This window comes from Amycolatopsis sp. (genome assembly GCF_025464955.1).
Taxonomy (GTDB): Bacteria; Actinomycetota; Actinomycetes; order Mycobacteriales; family Pseudonocardiaceae; genus Amycolatopsis.
In genome coordinates, this window is record NZ_JAODNM010000106.1 from 1 (window position 1) to 16316 (window position 16316).

At 67.8% G+C, this 16316-nt stretch carries 18 protein-coding genes; 10 read left to right on the forward strand and 8 right to left on the reverse strand.

Annotated features, from left to right (window positions below):
* The coding region (locus JWQ81_RS24855; RefSeq protein WP_297545063.1) for a DUF222 domain-containing protein at positions 1–947 on the reverse strand (947 nt) is incomplete at its 3' end.
* A 348-nt stretch (positions 948–1295) separates the two neighbouring features.
* Complete coding sequence (locus JWQ81_RS24860) at positions 1296–1832, reverse strand: XRE family transcriptional regulator (protein WP_297545064.1); 537 nt, start codon at positions 1830–1832, stop codon at positions 1296–1298.
* 200 nt (positions 1833–2032) lie between these two features.
* Here JWQ81_RS24860 and JWQ81_RS24865 point away from each other — a divergent pair, with 200 nt between their 5' ends.
* From JWQ81_RS24865 to JWQ81_RS24885, 5 genes are read left to right on the forward strand one after another with little or no spacing between them, the layout of a single operon-like run.
* A complete protein-coding gene (locus JWQ81_RS24865; protein WP_297545066.1) occupies positions 2033–2299 on the forward strand; it encodes a DUF3311 domain-containing protein in 267 nt (88 codons plus the stop codon).
* On the forward strand, positions 2299–3807 hold the full coding sequence (locus JWQ81_RS24870) for a sodium:solute symporter (protein WP_297545068.1): 1509 nt from the start codon (positions 2299–2301) through the stop codon (positions 3805–3807). Before JWQ81_RS24865 ends, JWQ81_RS24870 begins: the two co-directional genes overlap by 1 nt.
* Positions 3804–4130, forward strand: a complete 327-nt coding sequence (locus tag JWQ81_RS24875) for a TIGR04076 family protein (RefSeq protein ID WP_297545070.1) — start codon at positions 3804–3806, stop codon at positions 4128–4130. Before JWQ81_RS24870 ends, JWQ81_RS24875 begins: the two co-directional genes overlap by 4 nt.
* Positions 4127–5179, forward strand: a complete 1053-nt coding sequence (locus JWQ81_RS24880; protein ID WP_297545072.1) for an LLM class flavin-dependent oxidoreductase — start codon at positions 4127–4129, stop codon at positions 5177–5179. Before JWQ81_RS24875 ends, JWQ81_RS24880 begins: the two co-directional genes overlap by 4 nt.
* A 39-nt stretch (positions 5180–5218) precedes the next feature.
* Complete coding sequence (locus JWQ81_RS24885; RefSeq protein WP_297545074.1) at positions 5219–5551, forward strand: YnfA family protein; 333 nt, start codon at positions 5219–5221, stop codon at positions 5549–5551.
* Between the two features lie 10 nt (positions 5552–5561).
* Here the strand turns inward: JWQ81_RS24885 and JWQ81_RS24890 are convergent, their stop codons facing one another.
* From JWQ81_RS24890 to JWQ81_RS24910, 5 genes are all read right to left on the reverse strand, one after another.
* Positions 5562–6404 carry an alpha/beta hydrolase gene (locus JWQ81_RS24890; RefSeq protein ID WP_297545076.1) on the reverse strand — a complete coding sequence of 281 codons (843 nt, stop codon included), beginning with the start codon at positions 6402–6404 and terminating at the stop codon, positions 5562–5564.
* Between the two features lie 97 nt (positions 6405–6501).
* Positions 6502–7035, reverse strand: coding sequence for a signal peptidase II (gene lspA / locus JWQ81_RS24895; protein WP_297545078.1), 534 nt, complete (start codon positions 7033–7035; stop codon positions 6502–6504).
* Between the two features lie 24 nt (positions 7036–7059).
* Positions 7060–8106, reverse strand: a complete 1047-nt coding sequence (locus tag JWQ81_RS24900; RefSeq protein WP_297545156.1) for a HoxN/HupN/NixA family nickel/cobalt transporter — start codon at positions 8104–8106, stop codon at positions 7060–7062.
* A 265-nt stretch (positions 8107–8371) separates the two neighbouring features.
* Positions 8372–10438 carry a phosphocholine-specific phospholipase C gene (locus tag JWQ81_RS24905; RefSeq protein WP_297545080.1) on the reverse strand — a complete coding sequence of 689 codons (2067 nt, stop codon included), beginning with the start codon at positions 10436–10438 and terminating at the stop codon, positions 8372–8374.
* A gap of 237 nt (positions 10439–10675) precedes the next feature.
* Positions 10676–10831 (reverse strand): phenolic acid decarboxylase, encoded by a 156-nt coding sequence (locus JWQ81_RS24910; protein WP_297545082.1) that lies wholly within the window; start codon positions 10829–10831, stop codon positions 10676–10678.
* A 19-nt stretch (positions 10832–10850) separates the two neighbouring features.
* Between JWQ81_RS24910 and JWQ81_RS24915 the strand changes: the two genes are divergently transcribed.
* Positions 10851–11237, forward strand: coding sequence for a MarR family winged helix-turn-helix transcriptional regulator (locus JWQ81_RS24915; RefSeq protein WP_297545083.1), 387 nt, complete (start codon positions 10851–10853; stop codon positions 11235–11237).
* A gap of 52 nt (positions 11238–11289) precedes the next feature.
* Here the strand turns inward: JWQ81_RS24915 and JWQ81_RS24920 are convergent, their stop codons facing one another.
* On the reverse strand, positions 11290–11577 hold the full coding sequence (locus JWQ81_RS24920; protein WP_366942334.1) for an EamA family transporter: 288 nt from the start codon (positions 11575–11577) through the stop codon (positions 11290–11292).
* A 343-nt stretch (positions 11578–11920) separates the two neighbouring features.
* On the opposite strand from JWQ81_RS24920, the gene JWQ81_RS24925 reads away from it, so the two are divergent.
* The 4 genes from JWQ81_RS24925 to JWQ81_RS24940 all read left to right on the forward strand — a co-directional run bounded on the left by JWQ81_RS24925 (position 11921) and on the right by JWQ81_RS24940 (position 16304).
* Positions 11921–12775 (forward strand): GntR family transcriptional regulator, encoded by an 855-nt coding sequence (locus JWQ81_RS24925; protein ID WP_297545085.1) that lies wholly within the window; start codon positions 11921–11923, stop codon positions 12773–12775.
* A gap of 189 nt (positions 12776–12964) precedes the next feature.
* Positions 12965–14140, forward strand: a complete 1176-nt coding sequence (locus JWQ81_RS24930; RefSeq protein ID WP_297545086.1) for an LLM class flavin-dependent oxidoreductase — start codon at positions 12965–12967, stop codon at positions 14138–14140.
* A gap of 12 nt (positions 14141–14152) precedes the next feature.
* The gene (locus tag JWQ81_RS24935) at positions 14153–15505 is read left to right on the forward strand and encodes an NtaA/DmoA family FMN-dependent monooxygenase (protein WP_297545087.1); all 1353 of its coding nucleotides are present in this window, start codon (positions 14153–14155) and stop codon (positions 15503–15505) included.
* Between the two features lie 52 nt (positions 15506–15557).
* On the forward strand, positions 15558–16304 hold the full coding sequence (locus JWQ81_RS24940) for a trans-aconitate 2-methyltransferase (protein WP_297545089.1): 747 nt from the start codon (positions 15558–15560) through the stop codon (positions 16302–16304).
* Positions 16305–16316 lie beyond the last annotated feature (12 nt).

A 16316-nucleotide genomic window follows, 5' to 3' on the forward strand; every position in this document is an offset into this window, starting at 1 on the left:
CCCAAATCCATCTGCTCACTCTCGGTCCCGAGAACAGCGGGAATCACCTTGCAGTCACACGCCAACATCCGCGCTTCCGCTGCCGTGATCACACCGCCATAGTCGAGCATCGCCGTCCCGATCCCGGACTTCAGCGTTTCGTAGTCCACGGTGACCGCCACATGCACCCGGTCACCACCATGGGTCGGGATCTCGTCCACCGTCATAGCGAGCCGGACCAGATCGACCAACGCGTCGGCGTGGCGTTCCCATTGACTGCGGGGGTCGCGGCCTTCCTCTTTCGTCGACTGCGGCTTCGCCAACGGATCCAACGCGGCCCGCAACTGGGCGTAGGCCACGTTGTCGAGCTTGCCTTTCAGCGTCGCGGAGCCGTCGCGGTGCTCCTGGAACGACAACTCCCGCTGCGGCCTCTCCGGCGGATCCTTCGGCTCGGGTCCGTCCGGGTCGAGGGTGTCGAGGATCCGGTCGCCGGCTTTCTTCACCTCGACCGGGGACGCAGCCCGGGCCACACCGATCAGGATCTTTTCCGCCGCCACCCGGTCCTCCTCCGACACCGTCGCGGGCATCGCCGTCATCGTCTTCACGATGACGTCGACATGCGCGGGAGTGAGAGCACCGGCCAGTGCCGCAAGACCGGTCAGCGGTGCGACAGCGGGGATCTCTGTCCCGTCGATGGCGTACAAGGAGTTGGTGCCACGGGCACGGACCACGATCTGACGCGCCGCAGACTCGGACAACCCCGTCGTATGCATCAACCACTGCACCGCCGAGTTGTACTGATGAGTCGCCTTGATGCCATCAGTCTCGGTCTTGGTGACCACCAGACCCAGCAACGCGGTGTACCGGTTCATCTCCCCGGTGATCACCCGGGCGTACTCGACCAGCGTCGCCGGATCAGCACGCCGGATATCGGCGGCATCGGGGATGGTGATCGAATCGCTGGGCACTTCTCCATCCTACCTCGATTCGAACATTTATTCGGACCACGTTCAGGTGATACGCATTATCGCAGAATGCAGTCATTGATGATTCGGAAAGGCTGCCATAGCAAGGAATTATGCCCACTCGCCTCCTACAACTCCTTGCCGCATCACTCACTCCTACACCAAACGAACCAGCGCAGTCGCTTACCGTGGTTGGCAAGTTGCGAGCGCCTTTTCAATCGCTCACGAAACGCAGCCACCAACGCAACGGAACCGGCCCTCGGGGCCGCTCCGCGAACCTCGCCCAGCCTCGGTCCTTGCTGCGGTGAACCGGAGAAAAACAGGATCCAGGGTATTGCGCCAGGGCACCCACTAAGGACTCGGCGGGTTCACTGACAGGAGGAATTCGACGCGCTCGGCGGAGGCGTTGAGATAGCGGTGCGGCTGGCGTGAGTCGAAGGTGATGGCCTCACCGGTCCGCACGAGGCGCGGCACGCCATCGACCTCGGCGGTGAGGACGCCGGCGACGACAAACGCGCATTCCAGCGACGGATGGCCCCACGGCTCGGCGCTGGTGGACTCCCCCGGTTCGAGCACGCCGCGGAGCACTTCGAGCTGGCCGTTTCCCGGGGTGAGGCGTTCGTAGGCGACCTGCCCCTTCGGGCCGCGCAGGGTGGAGCGCTCACCGGGGCGGCTGACCCAGACCGCCGGGGCGGCGCGGTCCTCGAACAGCGAAGCGACGGACTCCCCGAACACGCCCGCCAGCCTGCGCAGGGTGGCCAGGCTTGGTTCGGTGATCCCGCGTTCGACCTGGCTGAGCAGGGTCGCGGACACCCCTGCCTCGGCCGCCAGCGCCCGCAGGCTGAGGTCCCGTTTCATCCGCAGCTCGCGGAGCTGGTCCCCGATCATGGTCCACCTTCCTGCAGTCTCACTGCACACGGTCGTCAGTCCGCAACAGCCTGCCAACAGCGTACGGAAAAGCCGCTCCGGCGCCAATCAACACAGTTCAAGACCTCGATCACCAGCTTGACCGGCGCGGCGCCAAGCCGTACCGTCCCCGCTCAACGTGCACTGTGACTGCACAACCTCGCCGAACCGTGGGAGTCCCCATGAGCTCAGCCGCACCCGTGAAGGTTTCCCATCCCTACCGCTGGCTGCTGGTGGTGCCGTTCGTCTGGCAGATCGGCCTCGCGCCGGTCGTCAACGACATCGCGTTCGCCCCGTGGCACATCCCGTTCCCGATGGCCTGGCAGATGCTCGGCGTCGTGGTGACCTCGGTGGTGATCGGCGTGGTCTTCCGGCTGGACCGCCGTGCCGGGGTGGAGGCCGAACAGGCCGACTTCCTCGCCAGTACCGAGCCCGCAGGTGAGCACTGATGGACCTCGCACTGGCACTCGTGATCGTGGTGGGCACCGCAGCCGGCGCCGTCGGCTTCGGCCGCCGAGGCGCCCGGAACTCCACCTTGGCGAACTGGGCGGTGGGCGACCGCAAGTTCGGGTCCGCACTGTTCTGGTTCATGAACGCCTGCGAGGTGTACACGACCTTCGCCGTCCTGGGTATCTCCGGGTACGCATGGGCGCTGGGGGCGCCGGCGTACCTGGCTTTCACTTCGGTATCGCTCAGCTACGCCCTCGGCTACTGGCTGATGCCCAAGATCTGGCGCGCCGGACGTAAGCACGGGCTGATCACCCAGCCGGACTTCTTCGCCGCGCGCTTCGACGCGCCGTGGCTCGGCGTGGTCACCGGGGTGGTCGGCATCGCGGCTCTGGTCGTCTACGTGCAGATCCAGCTCGTCAGCCTCAGCCTGATCGTCCGCCTAACCCTCGGCGACGCCGTCTCCCCGACCGTCGCGGTGGTCCTCGGCGCGGTGCTCATGCTCGCGTTCGTGGTGCTGGCCGGGCTGCGGTCGGCGGCTTTTTCGGCCGCAGTCAAGGACATCCTGATGATCGTGGTGGTGGTGCTGCTGTCGGCCACGGTCGCCGGCAAGGTCGGCGCGTCGTCGCCGCTGGACGTCCTGCGTCTGGCCGAGGACGCGCACCCGGGGATCGGCAAGTTTCCCGGCCTCGATCCGACGTCGCCGACGACGTCAGTGTGGCTGATGACCTCGGCGCTGAACGTCGCCCTCGGGAACTGGGTGTTCCCGCACCTGTTCCAGGTTTCCTACGCGGCCAAGTCAGGCACGTCGATCCGCCGGAACGCGATCTGGCAACCGCTCTATTCGCTGGCCTACTTCTTCATCATCCTGCTCGGCTTCGCGGCATTGGTCGCCGGGACCAAACCGCACGACGGCAGCCTCAACGGCGCATTGCTCCAGTTCGTCTCCGACAAGTACCCCTCCTGGGTCGTGGGACTCTTCGCGGGCACCGCTTTCCTGCTCGCCCTGGCACCCGGTTCGGTCCTGCTGCTGACTTCGGGGGCCATCTTCGCCCGCAACGTCGTCACGCCGCTCAAACCGGGGCTGTCCGACCGGACACTGCTGCGCGCGTCGCGGGTTTCGATGGTGGTGTTCGCCGCGGCCGCGGTCTGGCTGACCATCGGCGACGGGAAGTCCCTTGTGGACATCCTGCTGTACGCGTATTCGGCGATCGGCATGCTCGCGCCCGGGGTGTTCCTGGCCTTCCTTTGGCGTCGGACGTCGGCGATCGGCGTGCTGGCGGGCATCGTGGCCGGGTTCGTCACCCTGCTCGCGCCGTTCGCGAAGGACTACTGGGCGGCCCATCTGCCGCAATGGGAACCCGGCGTGATCGCCATGGCCGTCAACCTCGTCGTGCTCGTCGCGGTTAGCCTGGTGACGCCGCGGCCGCGGACGGAAGCCGTCGAAGTCGGCATCGAACCATCCACAAAGGACCCAGTAGCGGTAACGGCGGAAGGACGACACGGATGACCGAGCCCGACGCGGTGACGGAACTGTACGACCTCCGGGTCATCGTCGACCGGATCGACGGACGGTCCGTCTGCGGACTTGCCGTCGGCGACTACTTCGACCTCGTGCAGAGCTCACAGCTGCGGATACCGGATGGAAAGCACTTCTGTCTCTACGCACTGCAAGCGGTTCTGCCACTGCTTCCGGCGAAACAACGGCAACTGCCCGAAAGCGACTGGCTGGAACGCGATTCCCTGGTCTGCTGCCCGGATCCGGACGAGCGGCTGATCATGCGCGTCGAACGCACCGGTCGCCGCCGGATCGCCACGGACGAGCTGACGTGAACCGCCCGCAACATGCGGTGGAGATCGGACTCGGCCTGCAGGGCGACAAACGGCCCGGCGACTACGCCCGGTTGGCCGTGCTCGCGGAGTCGCACGGGTTCGACGTGCTGAGCGTGTTCGGCGACCTGATGTTCCAGCCGCCACTCGTCCCGTTGCTCGAGATGGCGGCGGTGACCGGGCGGGTGCGCTTGGGCGCCGCGTGCTGGAACCCTTTTTCCTTGCATCCCTACGAGATAGCGGGCCAGGTGGCCGCGCTCGACCTCGCCTCGGACGGACGCGCCTATCTTGGGCTCGCTCGGGGGTCCTGGCTGGACAGGGTCGGCATCGGGCAGCCACGCCCGGTCGCCGCGGTCACCGAAGCCGCACGGGTGGTCGCCGCGTTGCTTTCAGGTGACGACCGCGGATTCGACGGCGTGGTGTTCCGGCTGGCACCGGGGTCGCGCCTGCGGTACCCGGTGCGGAGGCCGAAGGTGGACCTGCTCATCGGCGCCTGGGGGCCGAGGATGGCCGCGGTCGCCGGTCGGATCGCCGACGAGATCAAGATCGGCGGCACGGCCAACCCGGAGGTCGTCGGGCTTCTGCGCGAGCGCGTGTCCGTCGGCACCGGACCTGCCGGTCGCGCGCCTGACGATGTTGGCATCGTGGTCGGCGCGGTCACCGTCGTCGACACGGACGCGACCGCCGCCCGGCGCCGAGCCCGCGCCGAAGTGGCGATGTACCTGGACGTGGTGGCGGGGCTGGACCCGACCGTGGACGTTCCCCCGGAGCTGCTCGCCGAGATCGGGCGCCGCGTCCGGCTCGGCGACGACCAGGGCGCGGGCGATCTCATCACCGACGAGCTGCTCGACCGGTTCGCCTTCTCCGGAACCCCGGACCAGGTCGCCGCACAGGCGCAGAAGCTGATCGACGCGGGGGTGTCGCGGGTGGAGTTCGGCACCCCACACGGGCTCACCGACGTCGGCGGGATCGAGCTGCTGGGCTCGCGGGTCCTTCCGCAGCTGGACCGCGAACGCCGGATAGCCCCAGCGGAATCGATCTTCGGCGCTTAACCTGATGCCCCCACCATCCGATAGTCGAGGCGAGGATCCGTGCCCCTGCGTTCCGTAGCCCTGTTCGTCTTGGCGGCCGTGTTCGAGATCGGCGGCGCGTGGCTGGTCTGGCAAGGCGTCCGCGAGCACCGAGGCTGGACCTGGATCGGCGGTGGCGTCGTCGCGCTCGGAATCTACGGTTTCGTCGCGACCTTGCAACCGGACGCCCAGTTCGGCCGCATCCTCGCCGCCTACGGAGGCGTGTTCGTCGCCGGGTCCCTGGCCTGGGGCATGGTTGCCGACGGCTACCGGCCCGACCGGTTCGACGTCATCGGCGCGCTCCTGTGCCTGGCCGGGGTCGCGGTGATCATGTACGCGCCCCGCGGGCACTGAGCCCCTCGGCTCAGGACCTGGCGAAATGCCTGGTCAGACCGCGGAAAATGGCTTGGGAGTGGCCGAACATCGCATAGTGTCCCTGCTCGGGACACAGGTGCAGCTCGGCGCCGGGGATGCGGTTCGCGACGTATTCGGAGTGCCCGAACGGGACCAGCGTGTCACTGTCCCCGTGCCACAGCGACGCCGGGACGGCGATCTCCTCCAACGGGAATCCCCAGGAACCGACGACGGCCAGGTCGTCGGCGACGACCCCGTCCCAGCCGGACTGGCTGAGTGCCGACAGTGACTCGATGAGCATCTCGGTCAGCCCCGGGATCGCCGCCAGGGTGGCCATCTCGTGCTCGGGGACGACCGGTGCCAGCATGCCGCCGGCGAGGGCGGCGCCGAGGCGGTCCGGGTGATGCTGTGAGAGGTGGAACTGCGCCAGGACGCCCGGGCTCAGGCCGTCCATCGCCCCCGGGCGGTCGAGCGGGCCGAGACCGCAGGACACCGCAGCGGCGACCACTCGTTCGGGCTGCGCCCAGGCCGTGGCCAGCGCGAACGGGCCTCCGCCTGCCATCCCGTGGACGCCGAACTCGCCGATGCCGAGGTGGTCGGCCAGTGCGACGACGTCGTCCGCGCAGTCGAGGAGGGTGCGTCCGTCGACGGGGTCCGACAGGCCGTAGCCGGGCCGGTCGAAGGTGATCAACCGCACACCGAGCCGGGTCAGGGTTTCGTCGTCGGGGAAGCGTTCCAACCGGGAGCCGGGCGTGCTGTGGAAGCCGATGACCACGGTTCCGCGCGGGTCACCGGACTGTTCGTACGCGAGCTTTCGGCCAGTTCCCAGCCGAAGCAGCTTGACTGCGTCCACGATGACACCCCTTGCTCTCTGACTGCCGTCCGGTCTTGTCCCACAGTAGGAACTCCGAACCGCCGCGTCGTCAACCTTCGGGAGGATCTGAGTATGACTACTTCGCGCCCTCGTTCGACCGCGAGATCTGGGATTTCCCGTCCATCCCGACCCCGCGCAAGCTGAGCAGAACGGCCAGTACCGCGCCGACGAACAACACGATGTCCGCGATGTTGCCGACGAACCAGCCGTTGTAGTCGATGAAGTCGACGACGTGCCCACGGGCGAACCCGGGCGCCCGGAACAGGCGGTCCAAGAGGTGCGTCGCGGCGCCGCCGAGTAGTAGGCCGAGCGAGATCGCCCAGCCCCGGGAGCGGACCCTGCCGACCAGCCAGACCAGCGCGACCACGGCGGCGGCCGCCACCACGGTGAACACCCACGTCGAATTCTCGCCGATCGAGAAAGCCGCGCCGGAGTTGTAGAGCAGCTGGAAGGAGATGAAGTCGCCGAGTACCCGGATCGACGCGTGCGCGGTCAGCGTCGAAACGGCCCAATACTTGGTCAACTGGTCCACCACGAGGATTACGACCGCCACCGCCGCGGCCACCACCCGGCGTCGCCGGAGGGGCGCGGATGATCCCGGGTCAGTCATGCCCGCCAGCATAACCAGCGAGAATCAAGCCGGATCGCCCGGCGACCCGGTGCCCAGGTGGGCGGACCACTTCTCTTCGATCTTCCCGAACCGCCACACCGCGAGCGCGATGACCCAGGTGAGCGCGAACAGCCCGACGATGGCGAACCCGACATAGTTGAGGTCGAGCCCGGCGACCGCGGCGAGCGGTCCCGATTCGATGCCGAGCTTGTCGACCAGGATCGACACCAGTTCGATGGTGCCGATGATCAGCGCCACCGCGACCGACAGCGCGGTGATGGTGAGGTTGTAGAAGATCTTGCGGACCGGTTTGGCGAACGCCCAGCCGTAGGCGAAGTTCATGAAACAGCCGTCGGCGGTGTCGAACATGCTCATCCCAGCCGCAAAGAGGATCGGCAGCACCAGAATCGCGTACCAGGGCAGCGAGAAGGCGGCGGCACCGGCGGCGAGCACCAGCAGGCCGACCTCGGTCGCGGTGTCGAAGCCCAGTCCGAACAGGATGCCGACCGGGTAGATGTGCCACGGTTTGCGCACGGCCTTGGTGGCACCTTTGAGGATGCGGTTCATGAACCCGCGGTTGGCCAGGTGGTGCTCCAGCTGGGCTTCGTCGAAGTCGCCGTTGCGCATCGACCGGAACACCTTGAGGATCCCGACCAGCACGACCAGGTTGAGGATCCCGATGAGGTAGAGGAACACACCGGACACCGAGGTGCCGATCAGCCCGGTCGTCCGGTGCAACGAGGACGAGTCGTCCTGCACCTGGCCCGCCAACGCGCGTACGCCGAGCGAAAGCAGGATGCAGAGGCCGAAAACCACCGTCGAATGCCCCAGGGAGAACCAGAAACCGACCGACATCGGACGTTTGCCCTCAGCCATCAGCTTGCGGGTGGTGTTGTCGATCGCGGCGATGTGGTCGGCGTCGAAGGCATGCCGCATACCGAGGGTGAACGCGGTGACCCCGAGCCCGATCCCGAAGACCCCACCGGTACCGAGCGCGTAATGGGCCGGGACGACGAACACGGCCAGTACGCCCCAGCCGAGGACGTTAAGCAGCACGATGAAGCCGACCATGCCGCCCAACGACACCCATTCCCGCGGGCTGAGCGCGGCGCGGATACGGCCGAGTTTCGCCGGGGCCACGGAAGTTGTGGTGGCGTGCACGGGAACCTCCCTTCACTTGCTCACCTGCAACGGTAGTCAGATGAGCAAGTGAACCGCAATAGTGGCCCGGAGGTGTGGCGCACGCTCTGCTGTCAAACCCTCGGGGCCACCTTTGTGGCGTTGGACGCCACAAAGGTGGCCCCGAGGGGTCTTCGCCGAACCGCCGTCCTGGGTGTCAGCTGGTTCGGCTGGGCTTGCCGTTCTCCAGGTGCCCGGCGAACCGCCGCCGCCAGGTGCGCTGGCCGGCGATCGTGACCGTGACGTCGTACCAGCCGTGGTCGCCGGACAGCGGATCGAGCGTGAACTGGTGCGAGCCGTGCGCGGGCACGATGCAGCCGGAACGTCCGGAGACCGCGACCGACACCGCGTGCGCGCCCGAGTTGGTGACGTGCAGTTGGAGCTTCGGTCCCGAGCCGGACAACGTCAGTTTCGCCTCGACACCCGCGGTCTGCGTGGAGCCCGCGGCCTCGACCACGAAGCCGTTCGGGCCGTGGATCGCGACGTCGTAGTTGCTGGTGAAACTCACCTCGCCAGTGGCCTTGCCGCCCGCCTGGACGTCGAAACGCTGCGAGGCGCCGCCGAGGTGGTAGGCGTACGACGCCAGTTGCAGCGCCGCGGACCCGTGGTTCTCGAGCGTGAGCTGCAACGAGCCGGAACCAGCCGTGATCCCGGCAAGGGGCTGGTAGGGCAGCGGCCGGGCCTTCGCGGTGCCCGGCTCCTTCACCGGCGTGACCTGCTTGCCGCTGGCGGGCGGAGCCGGCTTCGGCAGCTTCGACTGCGTCGCGTCGGCCTGCGTGCGCAAGGCGTCCGCGTCGGGCAGCGTCGGGATCGACGTGTCGTGCTCGCGGAAGTCGAAGCAGCTGGTCAGGTCACCGCAGATCTCACGGCGCCACGCCGAGATGTTCGGCTCGTGGACACCGGTCCACTTCTCGAGGAAGCGCAGGACCGACGTGTGGTCGAAGACCTGGGAGTTCACCCAGCCACCGCGGCTCCACGGCGAGATCACCGTCATCGGGACGCGCGGGCCGAGCCCGATCGGCGCCGAGCCGTCGGCACTGGTCGCCAGGCCGCCCGTTGCGGACAGCAGCTCGCCGGGCGTGCCCGGGTTCGCCGTCGGCGGCACGACGTGGTCGAAGAAGCCGTCGTTCTCGTCGTAGTTGAGCAGGACGACCGTGGACTCCCAGAGCTTCGGGTTCGCCCACAGCGCTTCGAGGACACGCTGTGTGTACGCGGCGCCGTCGACCGGACGCGCCGCCGGGTGCTCGCTGTAGGCGTAAGGCGCGACGACCCACGAGACGCTCGGCAGCTTGTCGGCCTTGCAGTCCGCGATGAACTGCGCGAGCACGTGGTCGGTGTCGCGGCCTTGGCCCGAGCCCGCCTTCCACTGCGCCCGCAGGCTCGCGCGCTCGGCGAGCTGGCGCTTCTTGGGGTCGGTGGAGGCCAGCGCGTCGTGGTAGGCCTGGAACAGCCACAGCGGGTTGTCGCCGTAGTCGCCGACATACCCGTCCTCGCCGCCGCCGTCACCGACCTCGTCGTTGGCATAGACCTGCCAGGACACGCCGGCGGCCTGCAGCCGCTCGGGGTACGTCGTCCACTGGTAGACGGGCTTGTAGTCGTCCGGGTTGAAGGTCGCCGGCCCGCCCGCCTCGCCGGCGGGGTCGATCATGCCCGTCCAGTGGTACAGCCGGTTCGGCGTGGTCGGCCCCTGGATCGAACAGAAGTAGTTGTCGCAGATGGTGAACGCGCCGGCCAGTGCCCGGTGGAACGGGATGTCGTCGCGGGTGAAGTACGACATGGTCATCGCCGACTTCGACGGGATCCAGTTGTCGTAGGCGGCCTTGTTCCACGCCTGGTGGGTGCCGTTCCAGCCGTGGTCGAGGTCGCCGAGGTCCTGGCCGTCGACGAGCTTGGTGTCCACATGGAACGGGAGCAGGTTGCCGCCGTCGACCCGGAGCAGGTCCGGCTGGTGGAAGACGTCCTTACCGGTCGGCAGCCGCAGCGCCGCGGTGTCACCGAACCCGCGGACCCCGGCCATCGTGCCGTAGTAGTGGTCGAACGACCGGTTCTCCTGCATGAGCACGACCACGTGCTTGACGTCGTCGAGACTGCCGCGCCGGGACGGTTCGGCCAACGCCTCGGCCATCCCGGCCGGCAACGCGCCGGACACGCCGGCGATCCCGGCGGCCGCGACGGCCCCACCGAGCACTGTGCGACGTCTGAGCTGGAAATCCGACTGCGCCATCAACTGCCTCCTCGTGAACGAAACGCCACGCGGCAGCGTTGTCCACGACGGCCTCGGTAAGCAAGCCGCAAAGGCCGCCTCAGATGAAAGGCTGTTGAACTCTGCGGGACGGCGTGCCCTCGAACCCGTGCCGGACACCGCGGCCCGGGCCGTTGCGCTGCGGAAACCCACCGTCGGAGAACTTGAGGGCCGAACTCAAACCGAGTCGAAAACGTGACCGTCGCCGGTGACGGATTCCTAGTTCCGCCGCGCGTAGCCCGGCGGCAGGTCGGCCGGCGAGCAGGTGATCACGGACTCGTCGCCCTCCCTCAGGTGCTCGGCGAAGGTGATCTCGGCGAACTCGTCCACCACCTGGACCGGGTACGTGGGGCCGGCGTGGCGCAGGGCCGCCATCCGGTCGAGGTGGTCGGCATTGGGCCGCACCCGAGTCGCGGCGGCTCTGCCCGACCTCCAGGAGGCGCAGATCGAGCTGCTGCGCACCCTCGACGACCACGGCCCGCTTGGCACGCTCGAAACCGCCCGCCGGTTGCGGGTGGCACCGTCGACCGTCAGCAACCTCGTCCGCACGATGAGCGCGAAGGGTCTGGTCGAGCGGCACACCTCGGCCACTGACCTCCGCGCGACCGAACTGACGGTGTCGACCGAAGCGCGGACACTGCTCCACCGCTACGACAAGGTGGGCGGCGCGGTACTGCGTGAAGCGCTGGACACGCTGCCGACGGCGGAGCGGCGCAAACTGGACCAAGCCATGCCCGCGTTGACCGCCTTACTCGCCGCGTTGAGCACTGGCGACAAGTAGGAGACGGGAGTCTTCGGACGGCGGTTGACGACCACGACCACGACGATGCTGATCAGGCCGCCGATGAGTTCGACGACGCGCGAAGTCTCCCCGAGCCAGACGAATGCGACAACCAGGGCTCGCCGAGGAACGCGGTGGCGAGCAGGACGCTCGCGGTCCCGGCCAGGACGTGAACCTCACCCCGGTTCAGCAGGAGTTGGTAAGCGCTCATGCCGGTCAGCCCGCACAAGGCAATCAACGGCAGGTCGCGGCGTCGCGGCAGGCGTGCCTTGAGCACGGGCGCGACCGGCACCAAGACCAACGACGCGACGGCCAGCCGTGCGCTCGACAGGCCCAGCAGGCTCGCACTCCCGGTGACCTACGGTCGAGTTCAGTTCACCCGATGAGGCCTACTACCCCTCACCGGGTGAACTCCGAACGAAATTAGGCACCCAGCGATAGTTAGTCCACATAAAGATCTAAACCTTGACGAAATATGTAGATTTCTCACGAAATGCCCTTGACGTGTACCGAAGTGCGAGACTTTCTGCCCTATGAGATAGGACACATCCCGCCGGCCACCGGAAGATTTCCAGCTCACGGCCGATTTACCGACCAGAATGTGATACTCACTCGAACGGGGGCACTCTGTGCTCCCGCGGCGCCACTACGGTAGGTAGTGACCTCAGGGAGCGACCGGGAAGATGATGAGCACAGAGAAATTGAAGACCGCCGAAAGTTCTTCACGAAGATATCCCGAATTCGTCGGGGACGCCATCCAGCCGATAGCCGAACTGAGTACGAATACGCCGTTCCGGAACGGAATACCGGAAGACGGGCGAATTCCGCAGTACTTCCAGGCCAAGCTGTTGATCGCCGCGATCATCGGGCAACTCGGGGTCGGGGTGCCGATCCCGACCGAGCGTAGCCTCGCCGCCCGCCTCGGCATGGCGCGGGAGACGATCCGCAATGCCACCGAGGAGCTCATCGTCGAGGGCAAGCTGCTGCGCAAGCACGGTAGCGGCACCTACGTGGCCCCACCCAAGGTGACCGACGCGATCACCCCGGCCTCGGCCGACGGCGACAACTGGTCACACGGCGCCAAGAGCCGTAGTTTTCTCTTTTCCGAGAACATCGTGGCCGACCGCACGCTGGCCGACGATCTGGGCATTCGCGCCCGGTCCACGGTCGTGCACATCGAGCAGCTGCTCACCGAAACCGATACCCCCGTCGGGCTGGAATCCACCTACATTCCGAACAGCCTTTTCCGGGTCGCTGACAACCTGCGTATCGCGCCGATGAGCGTACGCCGCCGGCTGCTCGAGCAATGCGACATCACGGCCAGCCGGGTCGACAACCGGATCGAGTCGATCCTCGCCACCCCGCGCGAAGCCAAGCTACTCCAGGTGCCGCCCGGCCTGCCGACCTTGATGGTCGACCGGTCCTGGTTCAGCGAAAAGCAGCTCGGTGACAAGCCGAAGTTGGTCGCCCGTTCACGGACCATTTACCGGGCGGACCGGACGATCGTGACCAGCAGTGTCGACATCGATTCCGAGTAACACCGACTCCTCCTGAGTCGCCTGCCCCGCCCCCACCGGGCAGCGTTCAACCCCAGCGTTCCGCCGTCGCCGCCGAATATTCCCGCCTTCGGCGGGAACCTCCACCTTTCCCAGCACTTGGCCAATTTGCCGCCACCGGCGCGTTCTGCAGCAGAATGCGGTGACAGCCAAGGGAAGGGAAGCACCGGCATGGCACACGAGACGGGTCTGCACGTAGCTGTCGCGCTGGACGGGGCGGGTTGGCACCCGGCCGCGTGGCGCGAGCACGACGCGCGCCCGGACGAGCTGTTCACCGCCGGGTACTGGACCGACCTGGTCCGCGAGGCCGAGCGGGGCCGGCTGGACTTCGTCACCATCGAAGACTCGCTCGGGCTGCAGTCCACGGCACCCGACGGTCCCGACGAACGCACCGACCAGGTCCGAGGGCGTCTCGACGCCGTGCTGATCGCCTCCCGGGTCGCGCCCCTCACCTCGCATATCGGGCTTGTCCCGACCGCAGTCCTCACCCACACCGAACCGTTCCACCTCTCAAAGGCCATCGCCACGTTGGACTTCGTCAGCAATGGCCGCGCCGGGGTGCGTCTCAAGGTCTCGGGCAGCCCGAGCGCGGCGGGCCAGTTCGGGCGACGTGAGTTCCCCGCGCAAGCCGACGATGGCATTGTTTCCGACCTGTTCGAGGAAGCCGTCGACTACGTCGAAGTGCTGCGGCGGTTGTGGGACAGCTGGGAAGACGACGCGGAAATCCGCGACGTGGCCACCGGCCGGTTCGTCGATCGGGACAAACTGCACTACATCGACTTCGAGGGCAAATGGTTCAGTGTCAAGGGACCTTCCATCACGCCGCGGCCGCCACAGGGCCAGCCCTTGGTGACCGCCCTGGCGCACAAGGCCCTTCCGTATCGCTTCGGCGCCCGGTCTACGGATCTGGTGTTCGTCACGCCGCACGACGTCGACCAGGCAGCGAAAGTGACCGCCGAGGTGCGGGCCGCGCAGGCCGAAACCGGGCGTACTGGCGAGCCGTTGCACGTCTTCGGTGATCTCGTCGTGTTCCTGGACGAAACGGCCCGAGCGGCCGCGGACCGCAAGGCACGGCTGGACGACGTCGCAGGTGCCGCGTACACCTCCGACGCGGCGATCTTCACCGGCACCCCGGCGGCGTTGGCCGACCAGCTCCTCGCCTGGCGGGAAGCGGGCTTGACCGGGTTCCGGCTGCGCCCCGCCGCGCTCCCCCACGATCTGACCGCCATCACCCGAGGCCTGGTACCGGAATTGCGGTCGCGGGGTGTGTTCCGGACCGGGTACGAAGCCGGCACCCTTCGCGGGTTGCTCGGCCTCGACCGTCCTGCCAACCGCTACGCCGCTTGAGAGGGCGCGAAAATGACGAAGCCACTGAAGCAGATCCACCTCGCCGCCCACTTCCCCGGCGTGAACAACACGACGGTGTGGAGCGATCCCGCGGCAGGTAGCCACATCGAGTTCAGTTCCTTCGTCCGCCTCGCGCAGGCCGCGGAACGGGCGAAGTTCGACTTCTTCTTCCTCGCTGAGGGACTGCGTCTGCGCGAGCAGGGCGGCGAGATCTATGACCTCGACGTCGTCGGCAGGCCGGACACGTTCACCGTGCTCGCCGCGCTCGCCGCGGTCACCGAGCGGCTGGGACTGGCCGGCACGATCAACTCCACGTTCAACGAGCCGTACGAGGTGGCGCGGCAGTTCGCGTCGCTCGACCACCTGTCGGCGGGACGGGCCGCCTGGAACGTCGTCACCTCGTGGGAGGCGTTCACCGGCCAGAACTTCCGCCGGGGCGGGTTCCTGGCGCAGGACAAGCGGTATGAGCGCGCCGAGACGTTCCTGCGCACGGCTTGGGAGCTGTTCGACTCCTGGCGTGGCGACGAGATCGTCGCGAACAAGGAGACCGGCGTCTTCCTGAGTGACGCCGGCGCGGGCTCGTTCTCCCACCACGACGAGCATTTCGACATTTCGGGCCGGTTCGACGTGCCGCGCGCCCCGCAGGGCAGGCCGGTCATCCTGCAGGCGGGCGATTCGGACGAGGGCCGGGAATTCGCCGCGGCGACCGCGGACGCCATCTTCACCCGCCACGGCACCTTGGAAGCGGGTCAGGCGTTCTACTCCGACGTCAAGAGCCGGCTCGCCCGCTACGGCCGGACCCACGAGCAGCTGGTCGTCCTGCCGGCCGCCACCTTCGTGCTCGGTGACACCGACGCCGACGCCCAGGAGCGCGCCGACGTCGTCCGCCGCCAGCAGGTCAGCGGCCAGACCGCGATCAAGTTCCTCGAGCAGCTGTGGAACCGCGACCTCAGCTCGTACGATCCCGACGGGCCGCTGCCCGACGTCGACCCGGAGCTCGGTGAGAACACGATCGCCAAGGGCCGGGCCAGTGTCCGGATGTACCGCGACCCGCTCGCCACCTCGAAGGAGTGGCGGCAGCTGGCGGAGGCCAAGAACCTGTCGATCCGGGACCTGATGATCGAGGTCACCTCGCGGCAGAACTTCATCGGCTCGGCCGACTCGGTCGCCGAGTCGATGAACAACCTGGTCCAGGCCGACGCCAGCGACGGGTTCATCCTCGTCCCGCACGTCACCCCCGGCGGCCTCGACGAATTCGCCGACAAGGTGGTGCCCCTCCTGCAGGAACGCGGCGTCTTCCGGACCGAATACACCGGCACGACCCTGCGCGACCACCTGGGGATCGACCGGCGCAATTCTCACTAGGCGAGAAGAGTATCCTGCACAGTGGGAAATCCGACTGGCGGGAGAGTCCGGCATGGAGCTACTGGAATGGGACGCGCGTAGTTACGACTCACTGCCGCTGCCGCATCGGCGCTGGGGCGCGGGAGTGCTCGAGCGGCTGGCGCTGAGCGGCGACGAGTCGGTGCTCGACCTCGGCTGCGGAACGGGCCGAGACGCCGAGTTGCTCCTCGACGCGTTCCCCCAGGGCCGGGTGGTCGCGGTCGACGGCTCGGCCCAGATGCTGGCCCAGCTGCGGTCCCGGCTCGCGGACCGGTTGGACCGCGTCACGGTGCTCGAGGCCGACATCCGGGAACCCCTGACCCTCGACGATTCCGTCGACGCGGCCATCAGCGTCGCGACGCTGCACTGGCTCCCCGACCATGACGTCGTCTTCCGGAGCGTCGCCGCCGCGCTGCGCCCCGGCGGCCGGTTCATCGCCGAGGCCGGTGGTGCCGGCAACGTCGCGGCCTTCCGCGCTGCCCTGCGCGACGTCAGCGGGTCTGATGGAGCCGAGGTGTGGAACTTCGCCGGAGTTGACGAAACCCGCCAGCGCCTCGAGGACGCCGGTTTCGTCGACATCGAAGTCGGTCTCGTGCCGGACCCGGCCCACCTGGAACGCGGCGAACAGCTCGAGGCGTTCCTGGCCACCGTGCTGCTGGGCGCCCAGCTCCGCGAGTTGCCGCCCGAGCGACGTCGGCCACTGGTGGAGGCGGTCGCCGAACGCCTCGCCGAGCCGGTCATCGACTATGTCCGTCTGCGGCTCAGCGCCACTCGCCCCTGAACCGATCGGCCG